Raw genomic sequence first — 23515 nt, 5'->3', positions numbered from 1 at the left:
TTTCGGTGTGGAGCCGCGAAGGCTTTTAAGATCGGATTCGTTCCCCACGGCCGGGGAAATATTTCCGCTTATTTCTTTTGATATGGGTGTTCACCAGGACCACCAGGGCTGTGAGCCAGAAGACTCCCTCATAGCAGATAATCTCCACAAACTTGGCCATATCCAATCTGGGGTTGGACCAGCCCTGATTAGTGGGGTCTGGTGTGGCCAGATTAAAGGGACAAAACATCATATCCGAGACAGGCCAGAATATCGCCACTCCCAGGCCGTTGGTGGGGTTGTCGTCTTTTATGGAATCTATAAACAGATGCAAGGCGCCGCCTATAAGCAGGCTGAAAAATATTTTGGCCTTGTTTTCCTTTACCCAAAGGGCGCCGATGCCGGCCACCAAGGTTATGAAAAAAACATTGTGGGTGGCAACCCTGTGAATTTGGTTGAAAAAGGGAAAAGGGAAAAAAATAAAATCAATATCCGGCAACACACCTCCTAAAAGGAGCGCGTGCACAGACAAAAAAGGCAGGGCCCTTGCCGCCAGATAGGTGGTTGATGCATGTCCAAGTGGAGTCACGTTCTGGCTTTCTTGTGGAGTTAAAGTATATGCCAAATTAATTTCATTACTTGCTGATCATATCATGGGGCTTGGTCCGGATCCAATCATGGCCTTTGGGGCTGCCAGGGATATTCCATGTATTCCGCGGCTTCACGGGCCGCTTTGTGATCCAGGATTTTTCCGATCAGATAAAGGGTTGCGTCCATCCCGGCTGCGATTCCGGCAGAGGTTATGATACGTCCGTTATCTACAAAACGGACGCCGGGCAGGAGCCTGGTGCGGGGGGCCACAGAGGCCAGGAGGTCAAAGGCGCCATGAAAGGTGGTTGCCTTTTGGTTTTCCAAAAGACCGGCACAGGCCAGGATCAGGGCTCCCGTGCATATACTGAGGCAGAACTCCGCCTTTTCTGTGGTGCTCGCCACAAAGTCCAGGGTGGCGCTGTGCTGCATGGCTTTCCTGGCTCCTTGCCCGCCCGGCACCACCAGGATATCCGGTTGGGGGCAATCTAAAAAATCAAAGTCCGCCATGACCTTGAGGCCGTTGGCTGTTTTGAGGGGGAGTTTTGAGTCAGCCACGGTGTTTATGGAAAACAGCTCTTTTCCCCGGCTTTTGTTGCAGGCGCTGAATACTTCAAAAGGTCCGCTGAAATCCAAGAGTTCAATACCTTCAAACAATAAAATGCTTACCAATCGCTCCATCCGAGCCTCCAAAAAAAAGTTTGAATCAGCCATAAATCGTTTTGAGCTGGTTGGTCAAGTGGTCGGAATTTCTTTTCCCGGTGTGATGGGAAAAGCTTTATTTCTGCCGTCCACCCGGCTGGTGTAGTCTTAATTATATAGATCAAAAGTTGATGTCGGTTCCTGTTCAGGGAGGAGATATGAAAATTGTGGTGGCTGCGGAAGGGCCTACGCTGAAAAGCCCAGTGGCTTCCAAACTGGGGGAAGCCCGTTTCTTTGTCTTTAGAAGCCGGCAGCCTGGAGAAGTTGAGGCCCATAAAAATCCGGCCAGGGGAGCGGGGCAGGGAGCTGTGGTCAAATCCCTGGAAGAATTGGCCCGGCTCAAACCCCAGGTATTGGTAACCGGTTTTTGCCCCCCCTGGGTGGAGAAAAGCCTGACCCAATTGGATATAAAGGTGGTGAATGGTTTCAGAGGCACTGTGGAAGAGGCTTTCACCGGGGCAGGGCGAGGGCCTGTTCAGGATGCGCCGGAACAAAAGGAAGTGACCTGGGCCGGGGCTCTTGCCATGACCGGTCGCCAGTTGTCGGGCATGTTGCCGGTATTTGTTGGAATAGTTTTACTGATGGGCATGTTGCGCGAGATAGTGACTCCACAGGCCTTGGAATTCTTGTTTAAGGGCCCCCCCCTAACCGACGGAATTTGGGGGGCCGTGGCAGGATCCGTGGTAACAGGCCAACCCCTGAACAGTTATGTGATTGCAGATCAAATGTTGCGCCAAAATGTCAGCCTGGTGGGAGTGACCGCCCTGATGGCAACCTGGGTTAATGTGGGGGTGGTGCAGCTTCCCTTGGAGATAAAGGCCATGGGCCTTAAGTTCGCCCTGCTTAGAAACAGCCTGGGTTTTTTTCTTTCCCTGGCCATTGCCTGGTGCATGGGGGCCTTGCACCTTGCCTGGCCCTGGAGTATGTGAAGACGATGACTTTTCTAAGGAAGATGGTTTTTCCCTTGCTGGTCTGCCTCGCCTACGGCGTGCTTTGGATCTGGGACCCGGCTAAAGGGCTGGGTGTGTGCAAGTCTTCTCTGCAAATGCTCAAGACTGTGATAGGGCCGCTTTGCCTGGTCTTTGTGATCATGACGTTTATGAATAAGTTGGTGCGGTCTGAAAAGGTGGCCGGGCTTGTGGGCCGTGGAGCAGGATATAAGGGGCCGGTCTTGTCTATCCTGGGCGGCGTTATCTCCATGGGCCCCATAATGGCCTGGTTCCCTTTACTAAAGGGGATAAAGGAAAAGGGCGGCAGTCAGGCCAATCTGGCCACGTTTTTGGGGGCTCGGGCTGTAAAGCCCATACTCCTGCCTGTGATGATTTCTTATTTTGGCTGGATGTTCAGTCTGCTGCTAACGGTTTTGACTCTTATAAGCTCACTTGTAATGGGTTGGGGGGTGGGGATCATGACCAACCCCGGCAAGGAAAAGGCAGCTGAATAGTAAATCCCGGAGCCACGCCCAAAAGGGACCGGTTGCCGGTTAAAAACCTGTCGGTCATGACAGGTTTTATTTTTTAGTGATTTTTGCCGCCATTACGCATTCATTATTTATTAATTATAAAAACTATTATCGTTAATACTATTTTTCTCAGCCATGCCTGTTTACTCGCTCCGTCCTGTTTGGTTCTTGATAAAACCCAGCCTTTTTGGGTTTGTCTTGTTTTAATACTGCAAAAAATGGGGCATGAAGCGCATGAGTGTTTGTTTTTTTAATTCCTAAAAGATGTAGAGGTATTAGGTGAATGTCCCAAGGCTGCAAATTTTATAAATTAATTTGAAAGTGAATGGATAAGGTATGGAGAAATTATATCTCATCTAGGTGACCAATATGTTCTAAATTAAAAATTTTTAAAAAGAGTCTTGACTATGATTGTAACTCTATTTTAGGCTGTTTTTACAAAGAGTCCTTGTGGGCTACCCGGCGGAAGGGATAGTGAGGTTGATTTAGATTTCCGCGTTTAATCGGCCAAGCTGCCTGCTGAGTTTTCATTTTGGCTTTTATATTAATACCAAAATGTTAAACAGGTAATAGGCTTGGCTTTTTTGTGATTAGCCAAGCTGCCTGAAACGAGGCTGACTTGGTCTTTTTTGGGACAAATAGAGCCTTTATTTCTGATTCATGTGGCAAAAATAGTTTGTTGTATGAAATAAGATTTGAGGCTTTGCGCCGCCTATATCCACCTTTGTCATTGAATTCCAAGAAGTTAATCCTGCCGTTTCCTTTTGAGGATGATTAATTTCCTTTGTTTTTTGGGGGGCTAAATAACAAATGATCAAAATTTTAATTAATTAAACAGAAATATATCTGAGTTTAATCGTATTATGACTCTGCTTTGGGGCGCTTGCTCCTAGTTTAAGGAGAGGTGCGCTCTTAAGTTAAATCATAAAACAGGTTCACTTTGCCTTAAATAAAGTAAAAGTGACGGTCTTCTTGCTTTGTTGTTTAACACTCAAGAGAAAGGCTGATTAAAATGGCAATTTATGAAAAAATAATCAATGAAACCATTGGGGCAACTAAGTCGGTTTATTCTGTTATTAAGGAAAAACGTGGAGCAGATTTTAAATTGGTTGACTGTAAACCTTATGTGGATGCGGTCAACCAAATGAGGCCCGCCGAAGGACAGTCTTCGGAAGTTATTGATCTTCATGTTCAATCGGTTATTGCGCATTATGAGGTTTTGTTGGGATTGTGCGAAACCATCCGTCCCGAAGATGATCCCTTTGTGGAACACTATCAGACCCCGCCGATATTAGAGATCCTCTACGAAGAGGACCCCGATTTTAAAGATTCCATGGGTAAATTCATTGGCGCTGTTTCGGAAAACAAGAGCCTGATAGGTCGCGAAGCCGTGAGGCGTTACGGAGGTATGTATGGCCTGACCTGCGTGGTGGACTTTGCCTATTCCTGTGGATCGGTGCCCAATCTGGTTAATCGAATTCTGGCTGGTCTTGAGATCCCCAAGGAACACAAGCACACCATTGTCTCTGCCAAATCCTGGGGCATGAATACTTCCTATGGCCTGGGGGGAGCTTTCCGGGCCGCTTTGGAAGCCGGAAAGACCGCCGCCGAGGCTGAGGAGGCGGAGGTTGCCCAGTTCATGCGGATCTACAGCGAACCGGTTGAGGCTCAGGCCGAACTTATGGACAGTCACAACTTAGGTGGTCACGGCCCGCATTCATCTTTCGACACCCGCAAGTACATGGCTCAGTACAAGGAAAAAATGCGTCCCTATGTACAGGCGGCTTTAAAGGCCGGCGTGCATCCGGCCAACATCGTGACGGTGCCCGCTTATTGCGTGGGCGACATTGGCCACCACATTGCCCAGTCCGCCTACAATATGTTCAAGGACGATATGGTCTTTGCCGTTTATGAGGCGGTTATGGGCGTCTTTGAAAATACTCTCAAAAGAGGGCTCATTGAAAATGCGTTTAAGAGCCCCTTTGAAGTCCTTTCCGTGGCCACCGGCGCGCCTGCCTGTGCAGCGGCCTATATCCTCTGGAAAGACAGCTTCACCGTGCCCATGGTGATAGACCTTTTGAGTAAGCGCTTCAGCAACTACGCGGCTATGAACCCCAAAAGGGGGGAGGCGGATGAACTGCACAACGCGGACTTCATAGATATCATGAAGCGTGGTGAACGTATCTTGGATATCAGCCCTATCGGCAATGGCCGCAAGATAAACGGAATTTTGGTTGATCTTGATCCCGTGGACAACCACGAGGTGATCGCAAATCCTCAGCGCTATACTTATCCCGCCTGTGCCATCACTCAGCGCTTTGCCGCCTTGATGAGCCTGTCGGACTTCCCCTGTTATCTCACACCCGAGGTGGCCACGGCCACCTTGATGACCAACATCATTGCCTTGACCCCCGGACAACCCGGTTCTCCGGTGAGAGGCTGCAAGGACTGCGCGGCGACAACCCTGATCAAGCGCAACTCGCCGATGGTCACCGGTGAAGGAGCCGGCGCCAAGGGCTATTGTCAATTTGATGTTGCCATTTAACCAGATTCGTGACCTTTGAGGCGGGAGCCGTAATCAGGCTTTCGCTTCAAGGGTCATCTGCGAAAAGGTTATAAGAATATGAGTAGCGAACCTTCGGCAATGCAGAAGTATTTGGCTGAATTAGTAGGAACCTTTATTTTGGTTTGGATAGGGCCCGGAGCCGGAGTGGTGGCGGGCATGATGGGGATGAACGGGCTCTCCGACATTTTGGCCATCGCTCTGGCCTTCGGCATAGCGGTTGCCATGGCCATTTATGTGTTCGGCCATATTTCGGGAGCCCACATCAATCCCGCGGTGACCATTGCCCTGGCTTTGCGGGGCAGGTTTCCTTGGAAAGATGTTCCGGCTTATATAATTTTTCAGTTAGTGGGAGCGGTGCTGGCTTCCTTGGTCTTTATCGCCTGCGCCGGTCCGCCCACCTGCACTAAATTTGGCCTTGGGGCTACAACCGTGAATCAAGCGGCAGGCATAACCCTTCCCATGGGCATCCTGGCGGAAGCTGTCGGCACCTTTTTTCTCATGATCACCATCATGGGCGTGGCTGTTGATGGCAGGGCCCCTAAGGGATGGGCCGGATGGATCATCGGAATGGCCGTGGCAGGCATAATCATAACCCTGGGTCCCTTGACCGGGGCATCCATAAATCCTGCCCGAACCTTTGGTCCTTATGTAGGCAACTCCCTTTTAGGCGGAGCCTGCCCCTGGCAGCAGTTCCTGGCGGTCTACTGTCTGGGTCCTGTATTGGGGGCCTCTGTGGCGGCTTTTGTCTATGACTTTATCGCCAAACCGGAGGGTTAGTTTAGGCGGATTTGACATTTTGACCGGCTGGAATAAAGCCCCGGGGCGCTTATGCGTCCCTGGGGCTTTAAATCATCAGTCGCTTAATTCATCAAGGCCGTCATAAAGGTCAAGGGCCTGGGGATTGGCCAGGGCGTCTTTGTTTTTCACCTCCCGGCCATGGATCACATTGCGAACGGCCAGTTCCACCTTTTTACCGCTTATGGTGTAGGGAATGTCGTCCACAGCTATGATCTTGGCCGGTACATGGCGCGGGGTGGCGTTTTTACGGATGGTGGTTTTTATGGTCTTGATCAGTTCTTCATCTAAGATAGCACCTTCATTCAGCTTGATGAACAGGACCACCCGCACGTCGCCTTGCCACTCCTGACCCACCACCAGGGAATCTTCGATCTCTCCCAAGTTTTCCACCTGGCGGTAAATTTCGGCTGTGCCTATGCGCACCCCGCCCGGGTTTAAGGTGGCGTCTGAGCGGCCATAGACGATCACCCCGTTTTCAGGAGTTATTTCAATGAAGTCGCCGTGGTGCCAGATATTGGGGAATACGTCGAAATAGGCTGCTTGATATTTTTCGCCTTTCGGATCGTTCCAGAATTTGATCGGCATGGTGACCCAGGGCTTGGTGCAGACCAGCTCTCCCTTTTCGCCGATCAAGGGCTTGCCGCTCATGTCCCAGGCCTGAACAGCCATGCCCAGGCACCTGGCCTGAAGCTGGCCTGCATGAACCGGTCCAATGGGGTTGCCCGCCGCGAAACAGCCTACCAGATCGCTGCCCCCTGAAATTGAGGAAAGGCACAAATCGGATTTTATATCCCGGTAGACAAACTCGAAACTCTCTTCGCTCAAAGGGGAGCCGGTGGAAAGAACCGCTTTCAAGGCTGTCAGGTCGCATTCCTTGCCGGGTTTGTAGCCTGCGTTCTCCACAGCTGCCAGGTAACGGGCGCTGGTGCCGAAGATGGTCATGCCCTCGTCCTGGGCAAAGCGCCACAAAACCCCCGGATCCGGATAAAAGGGAGAGCCGTCAAACAAAAGCAACGTGGCCCCAAAGGCCAGGGAGCTCACCAGCCAGTTCCACATCATCCATCCGCAGGTGGTGAAATAAAAGATGCGGTCTTCGGGTTTTAAGTCTGTCTGCAGGCCCAGTTCCTTTATATGCATTAAAAGCACATTGCCGGCCCCGTGAACCATGCATTTGGGCACCCCTGTGGTTCCGGAGGAGTAAAGAATATAAAGGGGATGCTCAAAGGGAAGCTGTACAAATTCCAGCTCAGGCGTATCGCCTGTTCCCAATGCTTCGGCCCAGGACATGGCCTGGGGTATTAGCTCCGCCTTGGGATTCTCTGTTGTGTAGGGGACTACGATTACCTTTTTGATGCTTTTGATTTCTTGGGTGATAAGGGAGGCCTTTTCCAGGGAATCAAAGGTTTTGCCATTGTAAAAGTAGCCATCTGCACAAAAAAGAACCTTGGGCTCTATCTGGCCGAAACGGTCCATCACTCCCTGGAAGCCAAAGTCAGGGCTGCACGAAGACCAGATCGCCCCCAGGCTGGCGGCGGCCAGCATGGCGGCTACTGTCTCGGGCATGTTAGGCAGGAAACCGGCCACCCGGTCACCGGCCGCCACCCCCAATTTCTTTAGAGTTGCGGCCAGCCGGGCCACTTGGTCATAGAGTTCCCGGTAGGTTACGCTCCGGGTCTGCCCCTGCTCGGGTTTAAACACCAGGGCCGGGTGGTCGTCTCTTCTCTTTAACAGGTTTTCCGCGAAATTGAGCCGTGCGCCGGGAAACCACCTGGCGCCGGGCATTTTTTCCGGGACGTCGATCACCTTGTCATAGGGCGCGGAGTGTATGACTCCGCCATATTCCCATATAGCTGCCCAGAAATCCGAAATATTATCCACAGACCATTGATGGAGATCGAAAAAGTCTTTGAGATCAAGTCCCTGCTTTTGGTTTACATCTTTGATAAAGGGGGTCAGATTTGCCTGTTCGATTCTTTGCGCGTTCGGTTCCCAAAGCTTTTTGGCCATCTCCTGTTGCTCCCTTGTCAAAAGCTTAAGTCAATAGTCTTCAGTTCATCTGTAACCGAACCCACCCCTGGTTGCTCCCGGGCCAGTTTCAGGGCGATTTCCCTGTTGCGTTTGCCCCTTACAATACCGGTGAGTATGAGGTTTTCCGCGCCCGCCCATTCCACTGATATGTCCCTGTGCGGCAAGGTGGGTATTTGTTTTTTAAGCGCGCTCTCCACTCGCTTGGCCAGCGCCATACCGGCCATGCGCTCTTTAAAGGCCTGCTGACTTGTGCCTTCCCCCAACATTTCCTTGGCCTGGCAAATCAAAAGCGCGCAGGATTCTGCTGAAAGGTTGGCGGTGTTCAAAACCAGGTCATACAGGCTGAAATCAGAGAGGTCCTTGGCAAAGACGTTCTCCACCAATGCCCTTCTTCGTTTGTCATAATGGTTTAAGTATTCGGCTGCCTCATCAATGGAAATGCCTTTTTTCTGGGCAATGCGCTTCATGCGCAGGTCTTTGGGGGCCAGGATGCGGGTGTGTAAAACACCCGGTTCATTGTTCAATACAATTTGGGCTCCCCTGCCCAAAAGAATTACATTGCCCGAGGATGCCAACTCACAGTTAAGAGAGGCAAAGAGGCTGGCGTTGGCGGGTTCCTTGAAAAAAAGCCTTTCAAAAAAACCCAGTGACATTTCGGTTTCAAAGGCGGCGCAGGCTCCCTGGAACTTTTCATCGCACTTTAGGGCCAGGCGGTGGTATTCCCTGGCGTCCACCACCCGGTATCCCAGTTTAACCGCGGCCAGGGAGGCTATATCGTCTCCCAGGCTGCCTTTTTGCCTTGATATGGTAATTACTCCCATTTTTGAACCCCCTTGCTCAGCCGCCTATGGCCTCGGCCCCGAATATGGCCTTGGGCAGCCATAAAACAAATTCAGGCCAGAGTATGCAGATGATGAGTCCCACCCATTGCAACGCAATAAAGGGCACAACACCTCTGTAGATGTGCACAATGCTCATCTCGCTGGGAGCAATGCCTTTTAGATAAAACAGGGAATAGCCGAAAGGTGGTGTCAAAAAAGCCATCTGCAGATTCACGCAGATCAGGGTCGCGAACCAGACCGGATGAAATTCCAGTTCAAGGGCGATGGGCGTGAAGATCGGCACCACAATCAGAAGTATCCCCAACCAGTCGATGAACATGCCCAGAAAGAAGACACATCCCATCATGATGAACAGAATAACATACGAATGCACTTCGAGTCCTAGTAATATGTTGCTGATGGCGTCTGAACCGCCGAGATACATGAAAATGGACTGAAAGGCGTTGCCTCCCAAAAAAAGCGTCATGACCATGCTGTTGGTTTTTAGGGTGGCTATGGCGGCATCCTTGACCGCTCCCCAAGTCAGTTTGCGGTAGATAATGGCCAGCAGAAAGGCCCCCAGACATCCAATGCCCGCCGCCTCGGTGGGCGTGGCCACCGCGGCGATGATGCTTCCCATGACCATTACGATGAGGGCCAGCGGCGGAACCAGGGATACCAATATCATCTTCAGCTTATCGGTTAAGCTGTAGATGCGTTCTTCTTTGGGTAAAGGCGGCCCCATCTCGGGTTTGATGGCGCACCGGATGGTTATGTAGGTCATGTAGAGGCCTGCCAGCAACAATCCCGGAAACATGGCCGAGGTGAAAAGGTGCCCCACGCTTACCTGGGCCAGGCTGCCGTAGACTACCAGCATAATGCTCGGCGGGATGATGATTCCCAGAGTGCCCCCGGCGCATATGGACCCGGCGGTGAGGGGAATGTCATAGCCTCTCCTTAAAAGGGCGGGCACTGCCAAGAGCCCCACCGCCACCTCCGTGGCCCCGACCACCCCTGCGCTGGCCGCAAAGATGGTGCAGACTAAGATCACCGCAAGGGCCAGCCCCCCCCTTATGGGACCCAAGATGATATGCATGGTTTTGAAGAGCTTTTCAGCTATTCCCGATGCGTCCAACATCTGGGCCATGAATATGAAAAGGGGCACGGCCACCAGGACATATTCCTCCATGACGCCATAGGTCTTGGAGGCGAACATGGCAAAGAGAAGGTCTATTTCCCCGCCGGTGCCGATGAGGCCGAATACCGTGGCCAAAATACCCAGGCTGAAGGCAAGGGGGTGCCCCAGAAAAAGGGTTATCAAAAGGGTGCCGAACATCAGAAGGGCTAAGGTTTCAGGCTCCATCTTTGCCCCCCTTCAATTTTTTCAGATCTTTCAGGAAACAGGCTATCCCCTGGGCCATGAGCATCAAAAGGCCAATGGGCATGACGGTTTTGTAAGGGTAGAGCGGCGGTTTCCAGGCGCTCCAGGAGTGTTCGTTCATGATCCAAGATTCGGCCGCGTATTTGACCGCAGCTATGGTGAGTATGCCCACAAAGGGCAGAAAGATAATCACAAAGGTTATCACCCTCAGCCATAACTGGATGCGCTCCGGCATCTGAAGAACAATAATATCTATGCGCACATGGCTGTCATAGAGCATGGTGTAGGCCATACCCAGAATAAAATGAGCGCCGTAACAATAAACCGTGACCTCAAAGGCCCAAGTGGTGGGGGCGTTGAAAACCCTGCGCATCAGTACTTCATAGAGCACCACAAAGATGAGCGGCAGGATGAGGAGCGCGATCCATCTGCCGGTGTATTCGGTGAATCCATCCACCGCATCGATAAGCTTGTTCATATTTCATCCCCGCTTTTTATGTGGTTGGCATGTGGCAAGGTAATGGGTCCGCCCCTGCCTGCAGGTGTTGCGGTCCCTGAAACCGGCTCAGGGCATGAACCGGTTTCAGGATTTGTCGGGATTTTTTCGTAGGCTACTGTAAATGGGTGCCCACCGATTTTTGGGAGCCGCTGGTATAGGTCTTATAGGGCCAGGGAACCAGCCTGCCTCTCATCTCACGCCAGGGGGCAAAATCTTCCTTGAATTTGTCTTGGGAGTCCAAGACCTTTTTCACATCCGGGTTCTTGGCCTTGAGCTCTTCCAGATACTCATATGTGGTCTTGGCGAATTCGTTCAGCGCCTCGTCTTCCATGACCACATATTCAACTTTTTTGCCCATTTCCTTGATGGCCGTGATGTTTAAGTTTTCGATCCAGGCATTGGACCAGAGCTGGGTTTCCTTGGCGCAGATGGAGACGATGGCCTTTAAGTCTTCAGGCAGGGCGTCCCATTTCTTTTTGTTAATGAAGATGTCAAATTGGCAGGAAGGTTGATGCGCGCCGGGCTCAATCACATACTTGGTGACCTCATGGAAGCCCATGGGCAGATCCACTGCGGGTGAAGAAAATTCGCAGGCATCAATAATGCCGCGCTCCAGGCCGAGGTAGATCTCACTGCCGGGCAGTGGTGTGACCGATGCCCCGAGACGGTTTAGGATGTCCATGTACCATCCAACCGTACGGACCTTCATGCCCTTGAAATCCTCCATCTTGGAGGCCTTTTTGTTTGAAAAAAGCCCCAACTCCTGTCCTGCGTTGCCGCAGAAAAAGGCCACCATGCCGAAACGGCCGTAAAGCTCGTTAAGCATTTCCTGACCGCCGCGCTCGTAGTACCAGATGTTATAGCCTTCATTGTCCAGGCCAAAGGGAACCGAGGAAAAGGCCACAAAAGCCTCGTTCTTACCCTTCCAGTAACCGGGCCAGGAATGGCCGATATCCACCACTCCCTTGCTCACCGCCTCAAAGGTCTCCATGGGCGGTACAATGGCTCCGGCCGGGAACACCTTGATATTCAAACGTCCACCGCTGGCCGCCCTCACACTGTCGGCAAAATGGATCATGAAGTCATAAAATAAAAGTCCTGCTCCCCAGGGGCCTGTCATACGCCAGGTAATGCGTTTCTTGGAGGTTTTCCACTTTTTGTTCTTCCAGGCTTTGGCCCTTTCATCCGCTCCGAATTTTTTATATTTTTTCTTTTTGGCCTTTTCCTGAACCTTGTCCTTGGCCATACCGAAATCAGCGTTGGCTGCGGTGAAACCAACAGCCAGGGCCAGGGCTAATAAGATGATGCCTAGTTTTTTCATGGAACTTCCTCCCTGATGAGTGTTTATCTCCACTATCCAGAACGCCCTTGGCCCTTTGAAGGCTTAAGCGGTCCCTCAGGCAACCGGATGTGGTCTGGCTTCAATAGGTGAGAACCATGCCTCCATCAAGCAACAGGTCTCCTCCCACCAGATAGCGGCCAAAGCGGCTCATGCCGTATAAAAAGGCATTGGCAACCTCAACCGGGTTCATCATTTCCTTGATTCGGCTTTTACCCATCATCACTTCGGTGACGACCTGTTCTTGGGTTATGCCCCTTTGCCGGGCCTGTTCGGGAACCTGTCCCAGGGCCAGGGGGGTCTTCACAAAACCGGTGCTGACGGTAAAAGACCTGATTTTTCCCCCGCCCTCGGCGGAGATGGATTGGGCCAGGGCCCTTTGGGCGAATTTGGCGATGTTGTAGGAAGGTTTGTTTTTGGTGGTTATATGAGCATGGGCGCTGGCCATGTTGGCGATGACACCTTCGCCGTCAGGGCTTTTTTTGATTTCTCTGATAACCAACTGAGAAAGAAAAAACGGGGCTCGCACCATGACCCTTTGCATGAGGTCGAATTTTTCCATGGGAAAATTCTCTACGCTGTCAATGTGCTGAAGCCCGGCTATGTTGGCCAGATAGCGAACCTGGCCAAGTTTGGCCGCTTCCTGTACGGCTTTTCCCATTTGGTTGTCCTGGTTCAGGTCGCAACCCAGAAAGATCATTTGCCCGCCCAGTTCGCGAGCCATGCTCTGGGTCTTTTTGCCTTGCTCCTGGTTGATATCAAGACCCACCACCATGAGGCCGTTGGCTGCCGCGGCTACTGCCAGGCCCCTGCCGATTCCAGTGGCCGCCCCGGTCACCAGGATCACATTGCCGGGGTTGAAGTCCTTGTCATCCAGAAACATTATTTCCTGACGGGTTATTACAGGTTCGGTTATTTCCATGGCTTTCTCCCGGAGTCTTGAGGGGGCAGACTTTTTGCACGCTTACAGCTTGAGCAAAAAGGGAGCCAAACCTGGCGGGAACGAGTCTGTAGGATAAGCACAATTTAAAATCGTTTTATTTATAGGGTGTTATAAAAATAAAAATGCAAAGAGCTGTTTTTTAGGGTTGTTGTATTGGATTATAGTCTACTAATATAGTGTATCAAGTAGGATACATGTAGCTGTGGTGCGACGGCAAGTCTCCCGACGCAGGAGGAAAAATGTGTTGAATTTTTCCAAAGCAGCAGGCGCCGAAACAACGGGAACGGCCTTGGATTTGTCTGCCCGTTGCCTGGAACTGGAAAAACAGTTGGAGCTTTACGAACTCATTTTTAACAATATTCACAATGGGGTGATGGTCACAAACGCCGATGGAATGGTGACCTTGTTCAATGAACCCTATGGAAGGTTTTTGGGGGTTGATCACAAAATCCAGGTAGGCAGGCACACCACGGAGGTGGTTGAGAACACCCGCATGCACATAGTGGCCCAGACCGGTGTGCCGGAGATAAACGTGAGCCAGCGCATCAAGGGCCAGCAAATGGTGGTCCAGAGAATTCCCATTCAAAAGAACGGCAAGGTGATTGCGGTATTCGGCCAGGTGATGTTCAAGGATGTGCGTGAAGTCGGCAGACTGGCCCGGAGATTGTCCCGCCTGGAGCAAAAGGTGAAGGTGTACGAGGCGGAGCTCTCAAGCCTGCGTTCCACCAGGTACACCTTTGAGAGTATAGTGGGCTCAAGTAAGGCGATGTCAAGCCTCAGAAAGGAAGCCCGCCAGGCAGCCTCAAATGATTTGCCGGTTTTGATAACCGGCGAATCGGGTACGGGAAAGGAGTTGTTCGCCCAGGCCATACACCAGGCCGGCAAGAGAAGCCAAGAGGCCTTTATGCGCATCAATTGCGCTGCCATACCTAAGGATCTGTTTGAATCCGAGTTTTTTGGTTATGACAAAGGCGCCTTTACCGGAGCCCGTGACCAGGGCAAACCGGGAAAATTTGAGATGGCCCATGGCGGGACTGTTTTTTTGGATGAAATAGGTGAACTCCCCCTGGAGATGCAACCCAAATTGCTGAGGGTTTTGGAGGAAAAGGAGTTTGAAAGGGTTGGGGGCACTTCACTGGTGAAAACGGATTTCAGGCTGATTGCGGCCACCAACCAGAATCTTGAGAAGATGCTTGTGACCGGGGCCTTTAGAAAGGATCTTTTTTATCGCCTAAATGTTATTCCCATAGAGATACCCCCTTTAAGGGAGAGGCCGGAGGACGTAATCCCCCTGGCTTATCATCTGTTGGGCAGAATCTGCGGAACCACAGGCAGGACCAGATACTGCCTTACGGAAGAGGCCCAAAAAGCGCTTTGCGCATATGCCTGGCCCGGTAATGCCAGGGAGCTGTGCAATGTGCTGGAGAGAGTATTGGCCAAGCTTGAAGGGGATAAGATTCATCTTAACGATTTACCCTGTGAATTCAGCGGCAACATTTCTCATTCCTCGCTGTTAAATAACGTGAGCCTGCACGCCGCCCTGGCCAAGGCCGAGAAAAAGGCCATCCTCAGGGCCATGAAAAAAGCGGGAAACAACAAGGCCCAAGCCGCCAGGATGCTGGGCATTCACCGCACCTTGCTTTATAAGAAGTTGAAAAAACACAATATATCGCAAGAAGAACAAGCGGATTGATCCACTTTGCCCGTGATGTAGCACAATTGCTACACACCCCGGGGACCGGTTTTGCAGGTCCGGATATCCCTTTATTGGGTCAAGGCTTTATTAACCAGTTTGACCAGTTGGCTGGGCAGATAGGGTTTTTGGATAAAGCCGGCCAGAGATGAGTTGCGAAAACGCCTGGATGCTTCTTGGCGGCTGAATCCGCTGGAGATGATTATTTTTGCGTCCTTTTTAAGGTCCAGTATCTTTTCAAACAGCGCACCGCCGTCCATACGCGGCATGGTCATATCCAAGAGCACCAAGTCTATGGTTTTTGTATGGGCCTTGAAAATTTTAAGGCCTTCCAGCCCGTCACAAGCCGTTATCACCGAGATGCCGGAACGCTTTAACGCCCCTTGGGCAACATCCAACACCATGGGTTCGTCGTCAACCACAAGCACTGTCTTGGGCCTGGCCCCAAGCCGGGGCCAATTATTAGTTACTTCTGAGCTGGAGGTGCCCTCCTGGGAAGAGGGAAGCAAAACTTCCACCTTGGTTCCCTGGCCGGGTCTACTATGCACCTTAACCGCACCTTTGTGACTGCGCACTATGCCCAATACCGCAGCCAGCCCCAGGCCCCTGCCCTGGAATTTGGTGCTGAAAAAGGGGTCGAAAATCTTGCCTATGGTGGCTTGGTCCATGCCCGAACCGGTATCCGTCACCTTAAGGGAAACATATGTCCCCGGCTTCAGATTGTCGTTAAGATAGGTGTGGTCCAGGTAATTCTGATCTGCCGTGAAATAATCGGTTTTTAGCTTGATCTCTCCGGTTTGGGTGATGGACTCGGCCGCGTTGCTCAAAAGGTTCACCACCACCTGGCGCACCTGGGCGGTGTCTGCCTCTATTTCGGGAAGGTCTTTAGCCAGATCATAGTGAAGTTCAACATTTTTCCCTGCCACTGTGCCGAGCAGGGGCTCCATGTCCTTAATCACCTTGTTCAGGCATAACGGCATCACCACAAATTTGCCTTTGCCGGAATAGGCCAAAAGCTGGTTGGTCAATTCGGCCAACCGCCTGGCTGCCTCTTCGATTTTCAGCACAAATTTATGGGCTTTTGTTTCCTGGGGCAGTTCGTAAAGGGCAAGCCCCGCGTTGCCTAAAACCCCGACCAGAAGATTATTAAAATCATGGGCTATACCCCCAGCCAACACGCCAAGGCTCTCCAGCCTCTGCACTTTCTGTAGTTGGGCATCTATTTTGCGGCGGTTTTCCTCAGCCTCTTTTTGTTCGGATATATCCGAGATGAAACCTTCCAGGCAGATAAGTTCGCCTTGCGGGTCCCAAAGGCCGTGGCCCTTTTCCATTACCCATTTTTCCCGGCCCTCGGCAGTAATAATTCTAAAAACCAGACTGAAATCGGTTTTATCGGTCAGGGCCTCTTGCACTTGGTTCCAGATTTCTTCCCTGTGAGCCGGGTGGGTTATGTCTGTAAAGGACGTCTTTTTATTTCCGATCAGGTCGCGGGCATGATAGCCGGTTAATTCAAGACATCCTTCAGAGATAAATTCCATGGTCCAGTGGCGATCATTGCGGCAGCGATAAGCCACACCGGGAAGGTTGGCGATGAGTGAAGAAAGGTCCGGCTCCTGTGAACGGTCGGGAGGCTGTTGCCTTGTCTCCTGGAGCAGAAGTAAAAGCCTCTTTTGATTGTCCAACTGGGAAGGGAAAAGGCATGCATGGATTTTAAGGGAGAAGGAGCCGATATCTTGTGTCCAGGCTTCGACCGACAAGGGAGTGATCTCTTCTTTTTTAAATAATTCGCTGCATGAGTCGGTAAGATTCGGCGAAAGATCGGCAAGGGAATCGGTTTTTAACGGCGTGACAGGTTGGGAGTTATTTGGCTCCGAACTGTTACGGAAATACTTCAGGGCTGTCTGGTTCATTTTCAGGATGCGGCAATCCCGGTCCACCACCAGTGCGGCTAGAGGCAGCGAAGTCATGAAGTCTGGGTCAATCTCCGGGCAGATGGAGATGGTGGTTGGTGCGTTTCCCATAATCCTTCCCAGCTTTTTTTAAATAAGCACATCCTATTGGGGCCGGATCTGACAAAGACGCTGACTTACATCCACCGGTTAAACTGGTCCGGGCCGGTGGCTTTCATTTTTGGAGATGAAAATTATTTTTAAAATGGAGTCAAAAAGGAAAAGTGTTTAATAAATGCCCCCTCTCATATGGCCTTTTATAAGCAAAAAACGTTCCATTTTTTAACATATTGTTTTTGTTGAATTAAATATATATTAAGTATGTCTAATTAGCCATAGTTACAGATAAATATCCGGCTGAGCCGGATTTCAATTCGGATCAGCCGGACAAATCAGGTCTTATTTGTGATAACCGGAAACTACTTGAGCAATTGTCTGGCTATCACCATACGCTGGATTTCACTGGTGCCTTCATATATGCGAGTGAGGCGCAAGTCTCTGTAAAAACGCTCCACGCTGAAGTCTTTCATGTAGCCCATTCCTCCGTGGATCTGAACAGCCATGTCCGCCACCTTTCCGGCCATTTCCGTGCAGAAAAGTTTAACCATCGAGGCTTCCTTGATCACGGCCGAGCCTTTTTCATCTCTTAATTGGGCGGCATGGTAGAGCATTTGTCTGGCCGCGTAAATCTGGGTCGCCATGTCGGCCAGCATGTTCTGCACAGACTGGAAATTGCCTATGGGCTGTTTGAACTGCACCCTTTGTTTGGCATAGTCAAGGGAGAGTCCCAAAAGCCGCTGGGCCGAACCCAGGGCCGAGGCTCCCATGGTGAGACGCCCCTTATCCAAGGTGCGCATGGCGGTTTTGAAGCCTTGCCCGGTCATCAAGGCCCCGCCCACGATATTTTCCTCAGGCACCGGGCAGTTATCAAAGATAAGCTGGCAGGTGTGGGTTCCCCTTAAACCCATTTTGCGTTCTATGGTCCCCACCTCGAAACCGGGTGTCCCCTTTTCAACCAAAAATGCGGTAATGCCGCCTTTGGCCCTTTTCCCCTTATCGGTCAAGGCGAATACCGTGGCCAGATCGGCGATGTCGCCATTGGTTATAAAATGCTTTACCCCGTTCAGGATATATTTGTCACCGTCCTTAAGGGCCGTGGTCTGGATATTGGCCGCGTCCGACCCTGCTTCCGGCTCGCTCAGGGCAAAACAGGCGGTCCATTCCCCGCTGGCCAGCCTGGGCAGGTATTTTTGCTTTTGCTCTTCTGTTCCATCCAACAAGATGCCCTGGGAGCCGATGCCGTTATTGGTGGCAATGCGGGTGCGAAAGCAGGCGTTTGTCTTGCTTAGCTCCTCATAGACCAGGCATTCCCCCCAGGTGGAAAGGCCCAGGCCCTCGTATTCCTGGGGAATGGAAAGCCCGAACAATCCCAACTCCCTCATTTTCCGCACGGTTTCCGGGGGAATTTTGTCTTCGTCTTCAACCTGGCGGCTGATCGGCTCCAGGTCTTTTTTCACAAATCTTCTTATCGTCTCCAGCATAATTCTTATGTCTTCTGAGATCTGGTTCTGCATGGCGGTCAGGCTCCTATAGGCTTGGGTCCAGCACGACTTTCATCACGTTTTCTCCGGGCACTTCGCCGGCAACCAGTTTCAGCCCTTTTAAGGCATCTTCCAGGGGCAGACGATGGGTGACCAGTTCGGCCAAGGGGTATTTACCCTTGGAGGTCATTTTTATGGCCGGTTCCACGGCTTGGCGGTCATGGGAAAAAGTTCCCAATAGCTTGATTTCGTTAAATACAACCTTGTCCAGAGCCAGGGGGATCTCCACGTTCGCCCCATAAATGCCGGGCAGGACAATGGTGGAGCGAAGCCCGGCCACGGAAAGGGCGGTAATCGCCCCCTGGGGGTTGCCGGTTACATCCATGACCAGTTTGGCCATGGCTCCGTCTGTGAGGCTCGACACCCTGGCAACCACGTCTTCCTGATCCGCCATGATCACATGGTCCGCGCCAAAGCGCCTGGCCATTTCAAGTCTTTGCCGGTCGGAAGAGAGCCCCACCATGATAATGGGGCCGGCTCCGGATTCCTTGGCCACCGCAGCCCCGGCCAGGCCCTGTTGGCCCGGCCCGATGATCGCCACCGGTTGACCTATGCCCACATCCCCCATCTGGCGCACCCAGCGCACCCCGTTTCCCATCACCGCGCAGATCATCACCCCCTCCTCAGGTGAAATATCCTCGCCGATTTTATGGATCATGGCCCTGGGGTGCAGATAGAGGTAATCGGCATAGGCCCCGTAAAGATGGGGAGGGTCCTGGCAGGAGATCATGGAGCCATAGGTGTAGAAATTTTCACACAAGGTGTAGTTCCCGCTTAAGCAGGGCCCGCAGAAACCGCAGCCAAAGGCATATTCCACAATCACCCGGTCGCCGATCTCAAGGCCGTGGCGCTTAAGGGCGGCATCTCCCATCTGGTGAATCCGCCCCACGATTTCATGCCCCAGGATTATGGGATAGGGCCTTTTGCCCCTGGCGCTCTTGCCTTTGAATATACCCGGGTCCGACCCGCATATTCCGATCAACTCAAGCTTTAAGATGCCGTCGTCATCGCCGATTTGGGGCAGAGGGAATTCCCGCATCTCAAGAACTCCGGGTTCGGTGGCAACCATTGCTCTGGTTTTCATCCTGAAACCTCCTTATTGGCAAGGCTGTCAAATACTCCCGGCCTGGTTTCAGGCGGATCACCTTGCATGAGTTTTTCCTTGATTACCCGGTTGGTGGCGTTTCTGGGCAGGTCCTCCACTGCCAGCCAAAAGCGGGGGATTTTAAAATCCGCCAGGTTTTTTTGGCAGTGGGTGATCAAATCCGGCCAGGAAACGATATTCTTTTCCGCCGGGATAACAAAGGCCATGGGCTCTTCCTCGCCCAGGGCATCGGCCGGGCTCACCCCGATAACGGCGGCCTGGCTCACCGAACCATGGGCTGTGAGCACTCCCTCCACCTCGGCGGCGCTTATGTTTTCGCCTTTTTTGCGGATCACATCCTTGCCGCGTCCCAGGAAATAGATCCATCCCTTTTCATCGGTTTTGCCCATGTCGCCGGTATGCAGCCAGCCCTTGGCCATGGCCATTTCCGTTGCCTTCTGGTCTTTAAGGTAATGGGTGAAAAGGGCCTGGTTCTGGATCATGATTTCGCCGGTCTCGCCGGGATGGCAGGGGGAGAGGTCGGCTTTGGCCACTATGATCCGGTTTTTAAGTCCGGGCCAGCCCGGAACCATGGGCTTGCCCACCGCTCCGTCCACGCATCTTTTTCCCGGCGGACTCATGATGGCCAAGGGCGATTCAGTCAGGCTGTAAAGGGTTTGCAGTTTAACCTTAAAACGTTTTTCAAAGTCATGATAACAGCCTTTGGGAGCCCCTCCGGCGACAACCAGCTCAACCGGGTTGTCGCCGTCGTCCGGCTGGGGCGGACGACCATAAAGTATGGTGGTCAAGGCTAAAAGCATCACCACTTTGTTGACATTATGGCTTCTGGTCCAGTCCCACATGCGGGAGGCGCTGAACTTTTCAGCCAGACAAAATGTTCCCCCGGCCCAAAGAGTGCCCATGGTTGAATAAAATTGAGCGTTTACATGAAAAAGCGGATTGGCTGTGAGCAGGCGGTCGCTTTGTTTGAGTTCTGCTGTGCGGGCAAAGGAAGAGGCGGTGCGCAGGTAGTTGCCGTGGGTGTGGACCACGCCCTTGGGAAAGCCCGTGGTGCCAGAGGTGTAGAGGATCACTGCCGCGTCATCTAAGTTAAGGGCCATTGGGGGCTGCCCCGGATCAGGCGTCTTGAAAAAATTATCGACCGTGGGCAATTTTTCGTTTTGCCCCAATCCCAGCCAATTATTGATCTCAGGGCAGTTCTTTTTCAGCCCTGGCAAAAGGTCAAGGGTGCTTTGATGCATCACCACAGCCTTGGCTTGGCTGTGGTTCAGTATGTATGACACCTCTTGAGCTGTGAGCCTTAAGTTGACCGGAACCAGCACCGCGCCCATTTTCAGGATGCCCCACCAAAGAAAAATAAACTCTGGTGAGTTGGGGGCCAAAAGGGCAATGCGGTCGCCTTTCTTAAGTCCCAGATCGGAAAATCCCCTGGCTGCTTGATTGGCCTTGAGGTTCATTTCTTCATAGGTGAAGCTTTTATCCTTGAACTCCAGAAAAATTTTATTTTTAAATTCTTTTTCCCTGAGTTGAATCAGCTCTGACACGCTTTGCATAAAAACCCGCCTTTACATATGGCTCAGGCCTGGGTGGAAACCGGCAACGCCTTTTTAGCGGCCAGGTTCATCAAAAGGTAGATCAGCCCCAGTAATGCCACGCCGCCCAGGTCTGAATACAGGCCCGGCATGATCAGTAAAAAGGCCGCCCCTAAAAGCACCGCTCTGAACAGCAGGTTAAGGCGTCCAGCCAGGTATCCCAACAGGGAGGAACCGATCGCCACACAACCCAGCACGGCCGAAACAAAGGAGAGCATGATAGCGTACCAGCTTCCTTGCCAGATAAGGACCGGATGATACACAAAGATAAAAGGCACCAGATAGGCGATAATCGCCAGCCGCATGGATTCAAACCCGGTGGCAAAAGGCTTGGAACCCGCCAGGCCTGCTCCTGCAAAGGCGGCCAGGGCCACCGGAGGAGTGATGCAGGAAAGGCAGGCATAGTAAAACACGAATAAATGGGCAGCCAGGGGTTTCACCCCCAGGTCAACCAGCACGGGACCGGCCAGGATTACGGTGAGGATGTAAGCCGCCGAAGTGGTGAGCCCCATGCCCAGAATCAGGGAAGCCACCATCACAAAGACCAGCGAAAGCAAAAGGCTGCCGCCCGAGGCCTGGATAACCAGGCTGGAGAATTTCAGCCCCAGGCCGGATTGGGTCACGCAGCCAATCACGATTCCCGCGCAGGCGCAGGCCAGCGCTACTTCCAGGCTGCCCCTGGCTCCTTTTTCCATGGCGGTCAGTATTTTTCGCGGCCCCATGCGGGTTGATTTTTTGAACCAGCTTATCACCACTACGGCCACGAGGGCCCAAAGGCCTGATTTCATGGGCGAGTAACCTTGCACCAAAAAGGCGATAAGTATCACTGCCGGTAAAAGCAGATGACCGCCTTGTTTGATTGTTTTCCAAAGCGGGGGCAGCATGGAGCGGTCAAGGCCTTTCAAACCTCGGCGCACCGCCTCCAGATGCACCATGTAAAGGAGGGCCACAAAATAAAGAACCGCCGGGATAAGGGCGGCCTTGCAGACCTCCAGATAGGTGGTGCCCAACATATCCGCGATGATAAAGGCTGCGGCTCCCATGACCGGCGGCATGAACTGGCCGCCGGTGGAGGCCACGGACTCAATGGCCCCGGCAAATACCGGGCGGTAGCCGATATCCTTCATAAGGGGAATGGTAAAGGAGCCGGTGCTGACCACATTGGCCACGGCCGAGCCGGAAATGGAGCCGAAAGTGGCGCTGGAAAGCACCGCCACCTTGGCCGGGCCGCCCCGCATGTGACCGGCCAGGGCATTGGCAAAGCGGATAAAGAATTCACCGGTGCCTGAGGCCACTAAAAAGGCCCCAAATAAAATGAAGATAAAGATGAAACTTGCCGAGACCCCAAGGGGGATGGTGAAAAGTCCCTCGGTGGTCAGAAATTGATAACTTATCAACTGTTCCAAGTCTATGAGCCTGTGTCCCCAAAGACCGGGTATCAGGTGGCCGAAAAGGGTGTAGGCTATGGCCACCAGGGTGATAATGGGCAGGGCCGGCCCCATGATGCGCCGGGTGGCGTCAAGGACCATGATAATGACGATTCCGCCAAGCCACAGATCCAGGTCGGTGGCTGCTCCGCCCCTGGCCACCAGGCTTTTATATTCAGTGGCAATGTGAATCAGGGCGGCGGCGGTCAGGATAATCATGGCTATATCCAGAATGCGCCAGCCCGGGCCCATGGCCGCGCGGTCTGTTTTTCGTAAAGCCGGATGGATGAAAAAGACCAGGGCGCAGGCAAACAAAAGGTGCACCGGTCTTTGCACCATGGCGGAGAAAAGCCCGAATTGGGCCGTGTACAGGTGAAAGGCGCACATGCCCAGGGCTGTCAGGGTGATGACCCACTGGATGATGGTTTTTATATTTTGAGATTCAGTCATTAATATCACCTGTCTTAGTTTGAGTAGGGCAGGGGGTGTCCTCAATTATGAGATCAACCAAGGTTCCGGGCCGAATGCGCTCGGCCAGGCGGGTGCGGGTTTTGCCCCTGATTACGGTGTGATCGGCCATGTCCGGAGATCCCATCATGAAATGAACCTTTGTGATCTTCCGGTTTATGTTCCTGAGTTCGCCGACCCCGTCGGGGCGCAGGTGAAAGTCCGTATACTCAAAGCCTTCGCCGTTCAAATTTGATTTAAAGGTCATGTGGGTGAGCAGTATCTCGCCCGGGCCCAGGGCTTGGTAATGTTCCGCGAAAAAGGCCCGGTCATAGGAGTGCATGAACCAGAGGGTGAATTTCTCTTTTGTCTTTATGGGGAAACAAAAGGCAACCTGCCCGGTGTCGCTGATAACCGCCTTTAGCCGAAGCCCGGCCCCGGCCTGCGCAAAAGAGGCAAGAACCAGCATGAGACCGGCAAGGCTGAAAATAGTTATTCTTGTGAGACCGGTCTTGGGGGAAAGGCTTTTCCCTGCCCGGCAGGTGTCTCCGAAGCAGGGAAAAGCGTTTTTAAAGAGTCTGTTATTCATGCCTAA

General features: G+C 52.2%; 19 protein-coding genes. 5 read left to right on the top strand and 14 right to left on the bottom strand.

Annotated features, from left to right (window positions below; translation table 11 throughout):
• Window positions 1-25: 25 nt before the first annotated feature.
• Together X474_RS08440 and X474_RS08435 are read right to left on the bottom strand one after the other, a co-directional pair.
• Entirely contained in the window at window positions 26-568 is a 543-nt protein-coding gene (locus X474_RS08440) for a metal-dependent hydrolase (protein WP_197282028.1), read from the bottom strand.
• An 86-nt stretch (window positions 569-654) separates the two neighbouring features.
• Window positions 655-1248: a DJ-1/PfpI family protein gene (locus tag X474_RS08435; protein WP_044348115.1), complete on the bottom strand. Its 594-nt coding sequence runs from the start codon at window positions 1246-1248 to the stop codon at window positions 655-657.
• A gap of 179 nt (window positions 1249-1427) precedes the next feature.
• Here X474_RS08435 and X474_RS08430 point away from each other — a divergent pair, with 179 nt between their 5' ends.
• From X474_RS08430 to X474_RS08415, 4 genes are all read left to right on the top strand, one after another.
• The gene (locus X474_RS08430; RefSeq protein WP_052515015.1) at window positions 1428-2198 is read left to right on the top strand and encodes a NifB/NifX family molybdenum-iron cluster-binding protein; all 771 of its coding nucleotides are present in this window, start codon (window positions 1428-1430) and stop codon (window positions 2196-2198) included.
• A gap of 5 nt (window positions 2199-2203) precedes the next feature.
• Entirely contained in the window at window positions 2204-2713 is a 510-nt protein-coding gene (locus X474_RS08425; RefSeq protein WP_156360683.1) for a hypothetical protein, read from the top strand.
• Between the two features lie 1030 nt (window positions 2714-3743).
• The gene (locus tag X474_RS08420) at window positions 3744-5276 is read left to right on the top strand and encodes a DUF2193 domain-containing protein (RefSeq protein ID WP_044348112.1); all 1533 of its coding nucleotides are present in this window, start codon (window positions 3744-3746) and stop codon (window positions 5274-5276) included.
• 78 nt (window positions 5277-5354) lie between these two features.
• Window positions 5355-6074, top strand: a complete 720-nt coding sequence (locus tag X474_RS08415) for an MIP/aquaporin family protein (RefSeq protein ID WP_044348110.1) — start codon at window positions 5355-5357, stop codon at window positions 6072-6074.
• A 75-nt stretch (window positions 6075-6149) separates the two neighbouring features.
• On the opposite strand, the gene X474_RS08410 is transcribed toward X474_RS08415, so the two are convergent.
• The 6 genes from X474_RS08410 to X474_RS08385 form a co-directional block, all read right to left on the bottom strand.
• Window positions 6150-8102: an acetoacetate--CoA ligase gene (locus X474_RS08410; protein ID WP_044348108.1), complete on the bottom strand. Its 1953-nt coding sequence runs from the start codon at window positions 8100-8102 to the stop codon at window positions 6150-6152.
• 17 nt (window positions 8103-8119) lie between these two features.
• Window positions 8120-8944 (bottom strand): cytidylate kinase family protein, encoded by an 825-nt coding sequence (locus X474_RS08405; RefSeq protein WP_044348106.1) that lies wholly within the window; start codon window positions 8942-8944, stop codon window positions 8120-8122.
• 16 nt (window positions 8945-8960) lie between these two features.
• The gene (locus X474_RS08400; protein ID WP_044348104.1) at window positions 8961-10307 is read right to left on the bottom strand and encodes a TRAP transporter large permease; all 1347 of its coding nucleotides are present in this window, start codon (window positions 10305-10307) and stop codon (window positions 8961-8963) included.
• Window positions 10297-10803, bottom strand: a complete 507-nt coding sequence (locus X474_RS08395) for a TRAP transporter small permease subunit (RefSeq protein ID WP_044348101.1) — start codon at window positions 10801-10803, stop codon at window positions 10297-10299. Before X474_RS08395 ends, X474_RS08400 begins: the two co-directional genes overlap by 11 nt.
• Before the next feature lie 133 nt (window positions 10804-10936).
• Window positions 10937-12145 (bottom strand): TRAP transporter substrate-binding protein, encoded by a 1209-nt coding sequence (locus X474_RS08390; protein ID WP_044348099.1) that lies wholly within the window; start codon window positions 12143-12145, stop codon window positions 10937-10939.
• A gap of 100 nt (window positions 12146-12245) precedes the next feature.
• Window positions 12246-13085, bottom strand: a complete 840-nt coding sequence (locus tag X474_RS08385; protein WP_044348097.1) for an SDR family oxidoreductase — start codon at window positions 13083-13085, stop codon at window positions 12246-12248.
• Window positions 13086-13350: 265 nt separating this feature from the next.
• Between X474_RS08385 and X474_RS08380 the strand changes: the two genes are divergently transcribed.
• Window positions 13351-14799: a sigma-54 interaction domain-containing protein gene (locus X474_RS08380; RefSeq protein ID WP_197282027.1), complete on the top strand. Its 1449-nt coding sequence runs from the start codon at window positions 13351-13353 to the stop codon at window positions 14797-14799.
• Window positions 14800-14870: 71 nt separating this feature from the next.
• Here the strand turns inward: X474_RS08380 and X474_RS08375 are convergent, their stop codons facing one another.
• The 6 genes from X474_RS08375 to X474_RS08350 form a co-directional block, all read right to left on the bottom strand.
• Complete coding sequence (locus tag X474_RS08375) at window positions 14871-16820, bottom strand: hybrid sensor histidine kinase/response regulator (RefSeq protein ID WP_052515014.1); 1950 nt, start codon at window positions 16818-16820, stop codon at window positions 14871-14873.
• A gap of 347 nt (window positions 16821-17167) precedes the next feature.
• Window positions 17168-18322: an acyl-CoA dehydrogenase family protein gene (locus tag X474_RS08370; RefSeq protein ID WP_044348095.1), complete on the bottom strand. Its 1155-nt coding sequence runs from the start codon at window positions 18320-18322 to the stop codon at window positions 17168-17170.
• A gap of 13 nt (window positions 18323-18335) precedes the next feature.
• Window positions 18336-19433 (bottom strand): zinc-dependent alcohol dehydrogenase, encoded by a 1098-nt coding sequence (locus X474_RS08365; protein ID WP_044348093.1) that lies wholly within the window; start codon window positions 19431-19433, stop codon window positions 18336-18338.
• On the bottom strand, window positions 19430-21007 hold the full coding sequence (locus X474_RS08360) for an AMP-binding protein (protein WP_044348092.1): 1578 nt from the start codon (window positions 21005-21007) through the stop codon (window positions 19430-19432). Before X474_RS08360 ends, X474_RS08365 begins: the two co-directional genes overlap by 4 nt.
• Window positions 21008-21030: 23 nt before the next feature.
• Window positions 21031-22923: a TRAP transporter permease gene (locus X474_RS08355; RefSeq protein ID WP_052515013.1), complete on the bottom strand. Its 1893-nt coding sequence runs from the start codon at window positions 22921-22923 to the stop codon at window positions 21031-21033.
• Window positions 22916-23509, bottom strand: coding sequence for a DUF1850 domain-containing protein (locus X474_RS08350; protein WP_044348090.1), 594 nt, complete (start codon window positions 23507-23509; stop codon window positions 22916-22918). Before X474_RS08350 ends, X474_RS08355 begins: the two co-directional genes overlap by 8 nt.
• Window positions 23510-23515 lie beyond the last annotated feature (6 nt).

The organism is Dethiosulfatarculus sandiegensis, from assembly GCF_000931935.2.
In the GTDB taxonomy this organism is placed as follows: Bacteria; Desulfobacterota; Desulfarculia; order Desulfarculales; family Desulfarculaceae; genus Dethiosulfatarculus; species Dethiosulfatarculus sandiegensis.
This window is presented reverse-complemented; position numbering and strand designations above follow the sequence as displayed.

Bases quoted from the DNA above. Each gene is read 5' to 3' on its own strand.
- X474_RS08395 (WP_044348101.1), bottom strand. From the start codon at position 10,803: ATGAACAAGCTTATCGATGCGGTGGATGGATTCACCGAATACACCGGC.
- X474_RS08405 (WP_044348106.1), bottom strand. From the start codon at position 8,944: ATGGGAGTAATTACCATATCAAGGCAAAAAGGCAGCCTGGGAGACGAT.
- X474_RS08385 (WP_044348097.1), bottom strand. From the start codon at position 13,085: ATGGAAATAACCGAACCTGTAATAACCCGTCAGGAAATAATGTTTCTG.
- X474_RS08365 (WP_044348093.1), bottom strand. From the start codon at position 19,433: ATGAAAACCAGAGCAATGGTTGCCACCGAACCCGGAGTTCTTGAGATG.
- X474_RS08435 (WP_044348115.1), bottom strand. From the start codon at position 1,248: ATGGAGCGATTGGTAAGCATTTTATTGTTTGAAGGTATTGAACTCTTG.
- X474_RS08360 (WP_044348092.1), bottom strand. From the start codon at position 21,007: ATGCAAAGCGTGTCAGAGCTGATTCAACTCAGGGAAAAAGAATTTAAA.
- X474_RS08350 (WP_044348090.1), bottom strand. From the start codon at position 23,509: ATGAATAACAGACTCTTTAAAAACGCTTTTCCCTGCTTCGGAGACACC.
- X474_RS08390 (WP_044348099.1), bottom strand. From the start codon at position 12,145: ATGAAAAAACTAGGCATCATCTTATTAGCCCTGGCCCTGGCTGTTGGT.
- X474_RS08420 (WP_044348112.1), top strand. From the start codon at position 3,744: ATGGCAATTTATGAAAAAATAATCAATGAAACCATTGGGGCAACTAAG.
- X474_RS08425 (WP_156360683.1), top strand. From the start codon at position 2,204: ATGACTTTTCTAAGGAAGATGGTTTTTCCCTTGCTGGTCTGCCTCGCC.
- X474_RS08415 (WP_044348110.1), top strand. From the start codon at position 5,355: ATGAGTAGCGAACCTTCGGCAATGCAGAAGTATTTGGCTGAATTAGTA.
- X474_RS08355 (WP_052515013.1), bottom strand. From the start codon at position 22,923: ATGACTGAATCTCAAAATATAAAAACCATCATCCAGTGGGTCATCACC.
- X474_RS08410 (WP_044348108.1), bottom strand. From the start codon at position 8,102: ATGGCCAAAAAGCTTTGGGAACCGAACGCGCAAAGAATCGAACAGGCA.
- X474_RS08430 (WP_052515015.1), top strand. From the start codon at position 1,428: ATGAAAATTGTGGTGGCTGCGGAAGGGCCTACGCTGAAAAGCCCAGTG.
- X474_RS08375 (WP_052515014.1), bottom strand. From the start codon at position 16,820: ATGGGAAACGCACCAACCACCATCTCCATCTGCCCGGAGATTGACCCA.
- X474_RS08370 (WP_044348095.1), bottom strand. From the start codon at position 18,322: ATGCAGAACCAGATCTCAGAAGACATAAGAATTATGCTGGAGACGATA.
- X474_RS08400 (WP_044348104.1), bottom strand. From the start codon at position 10,307: ATGGAGCCTGAAACCTTAGCCCTTCTGATGTTCGGCACCCTTTTGATA.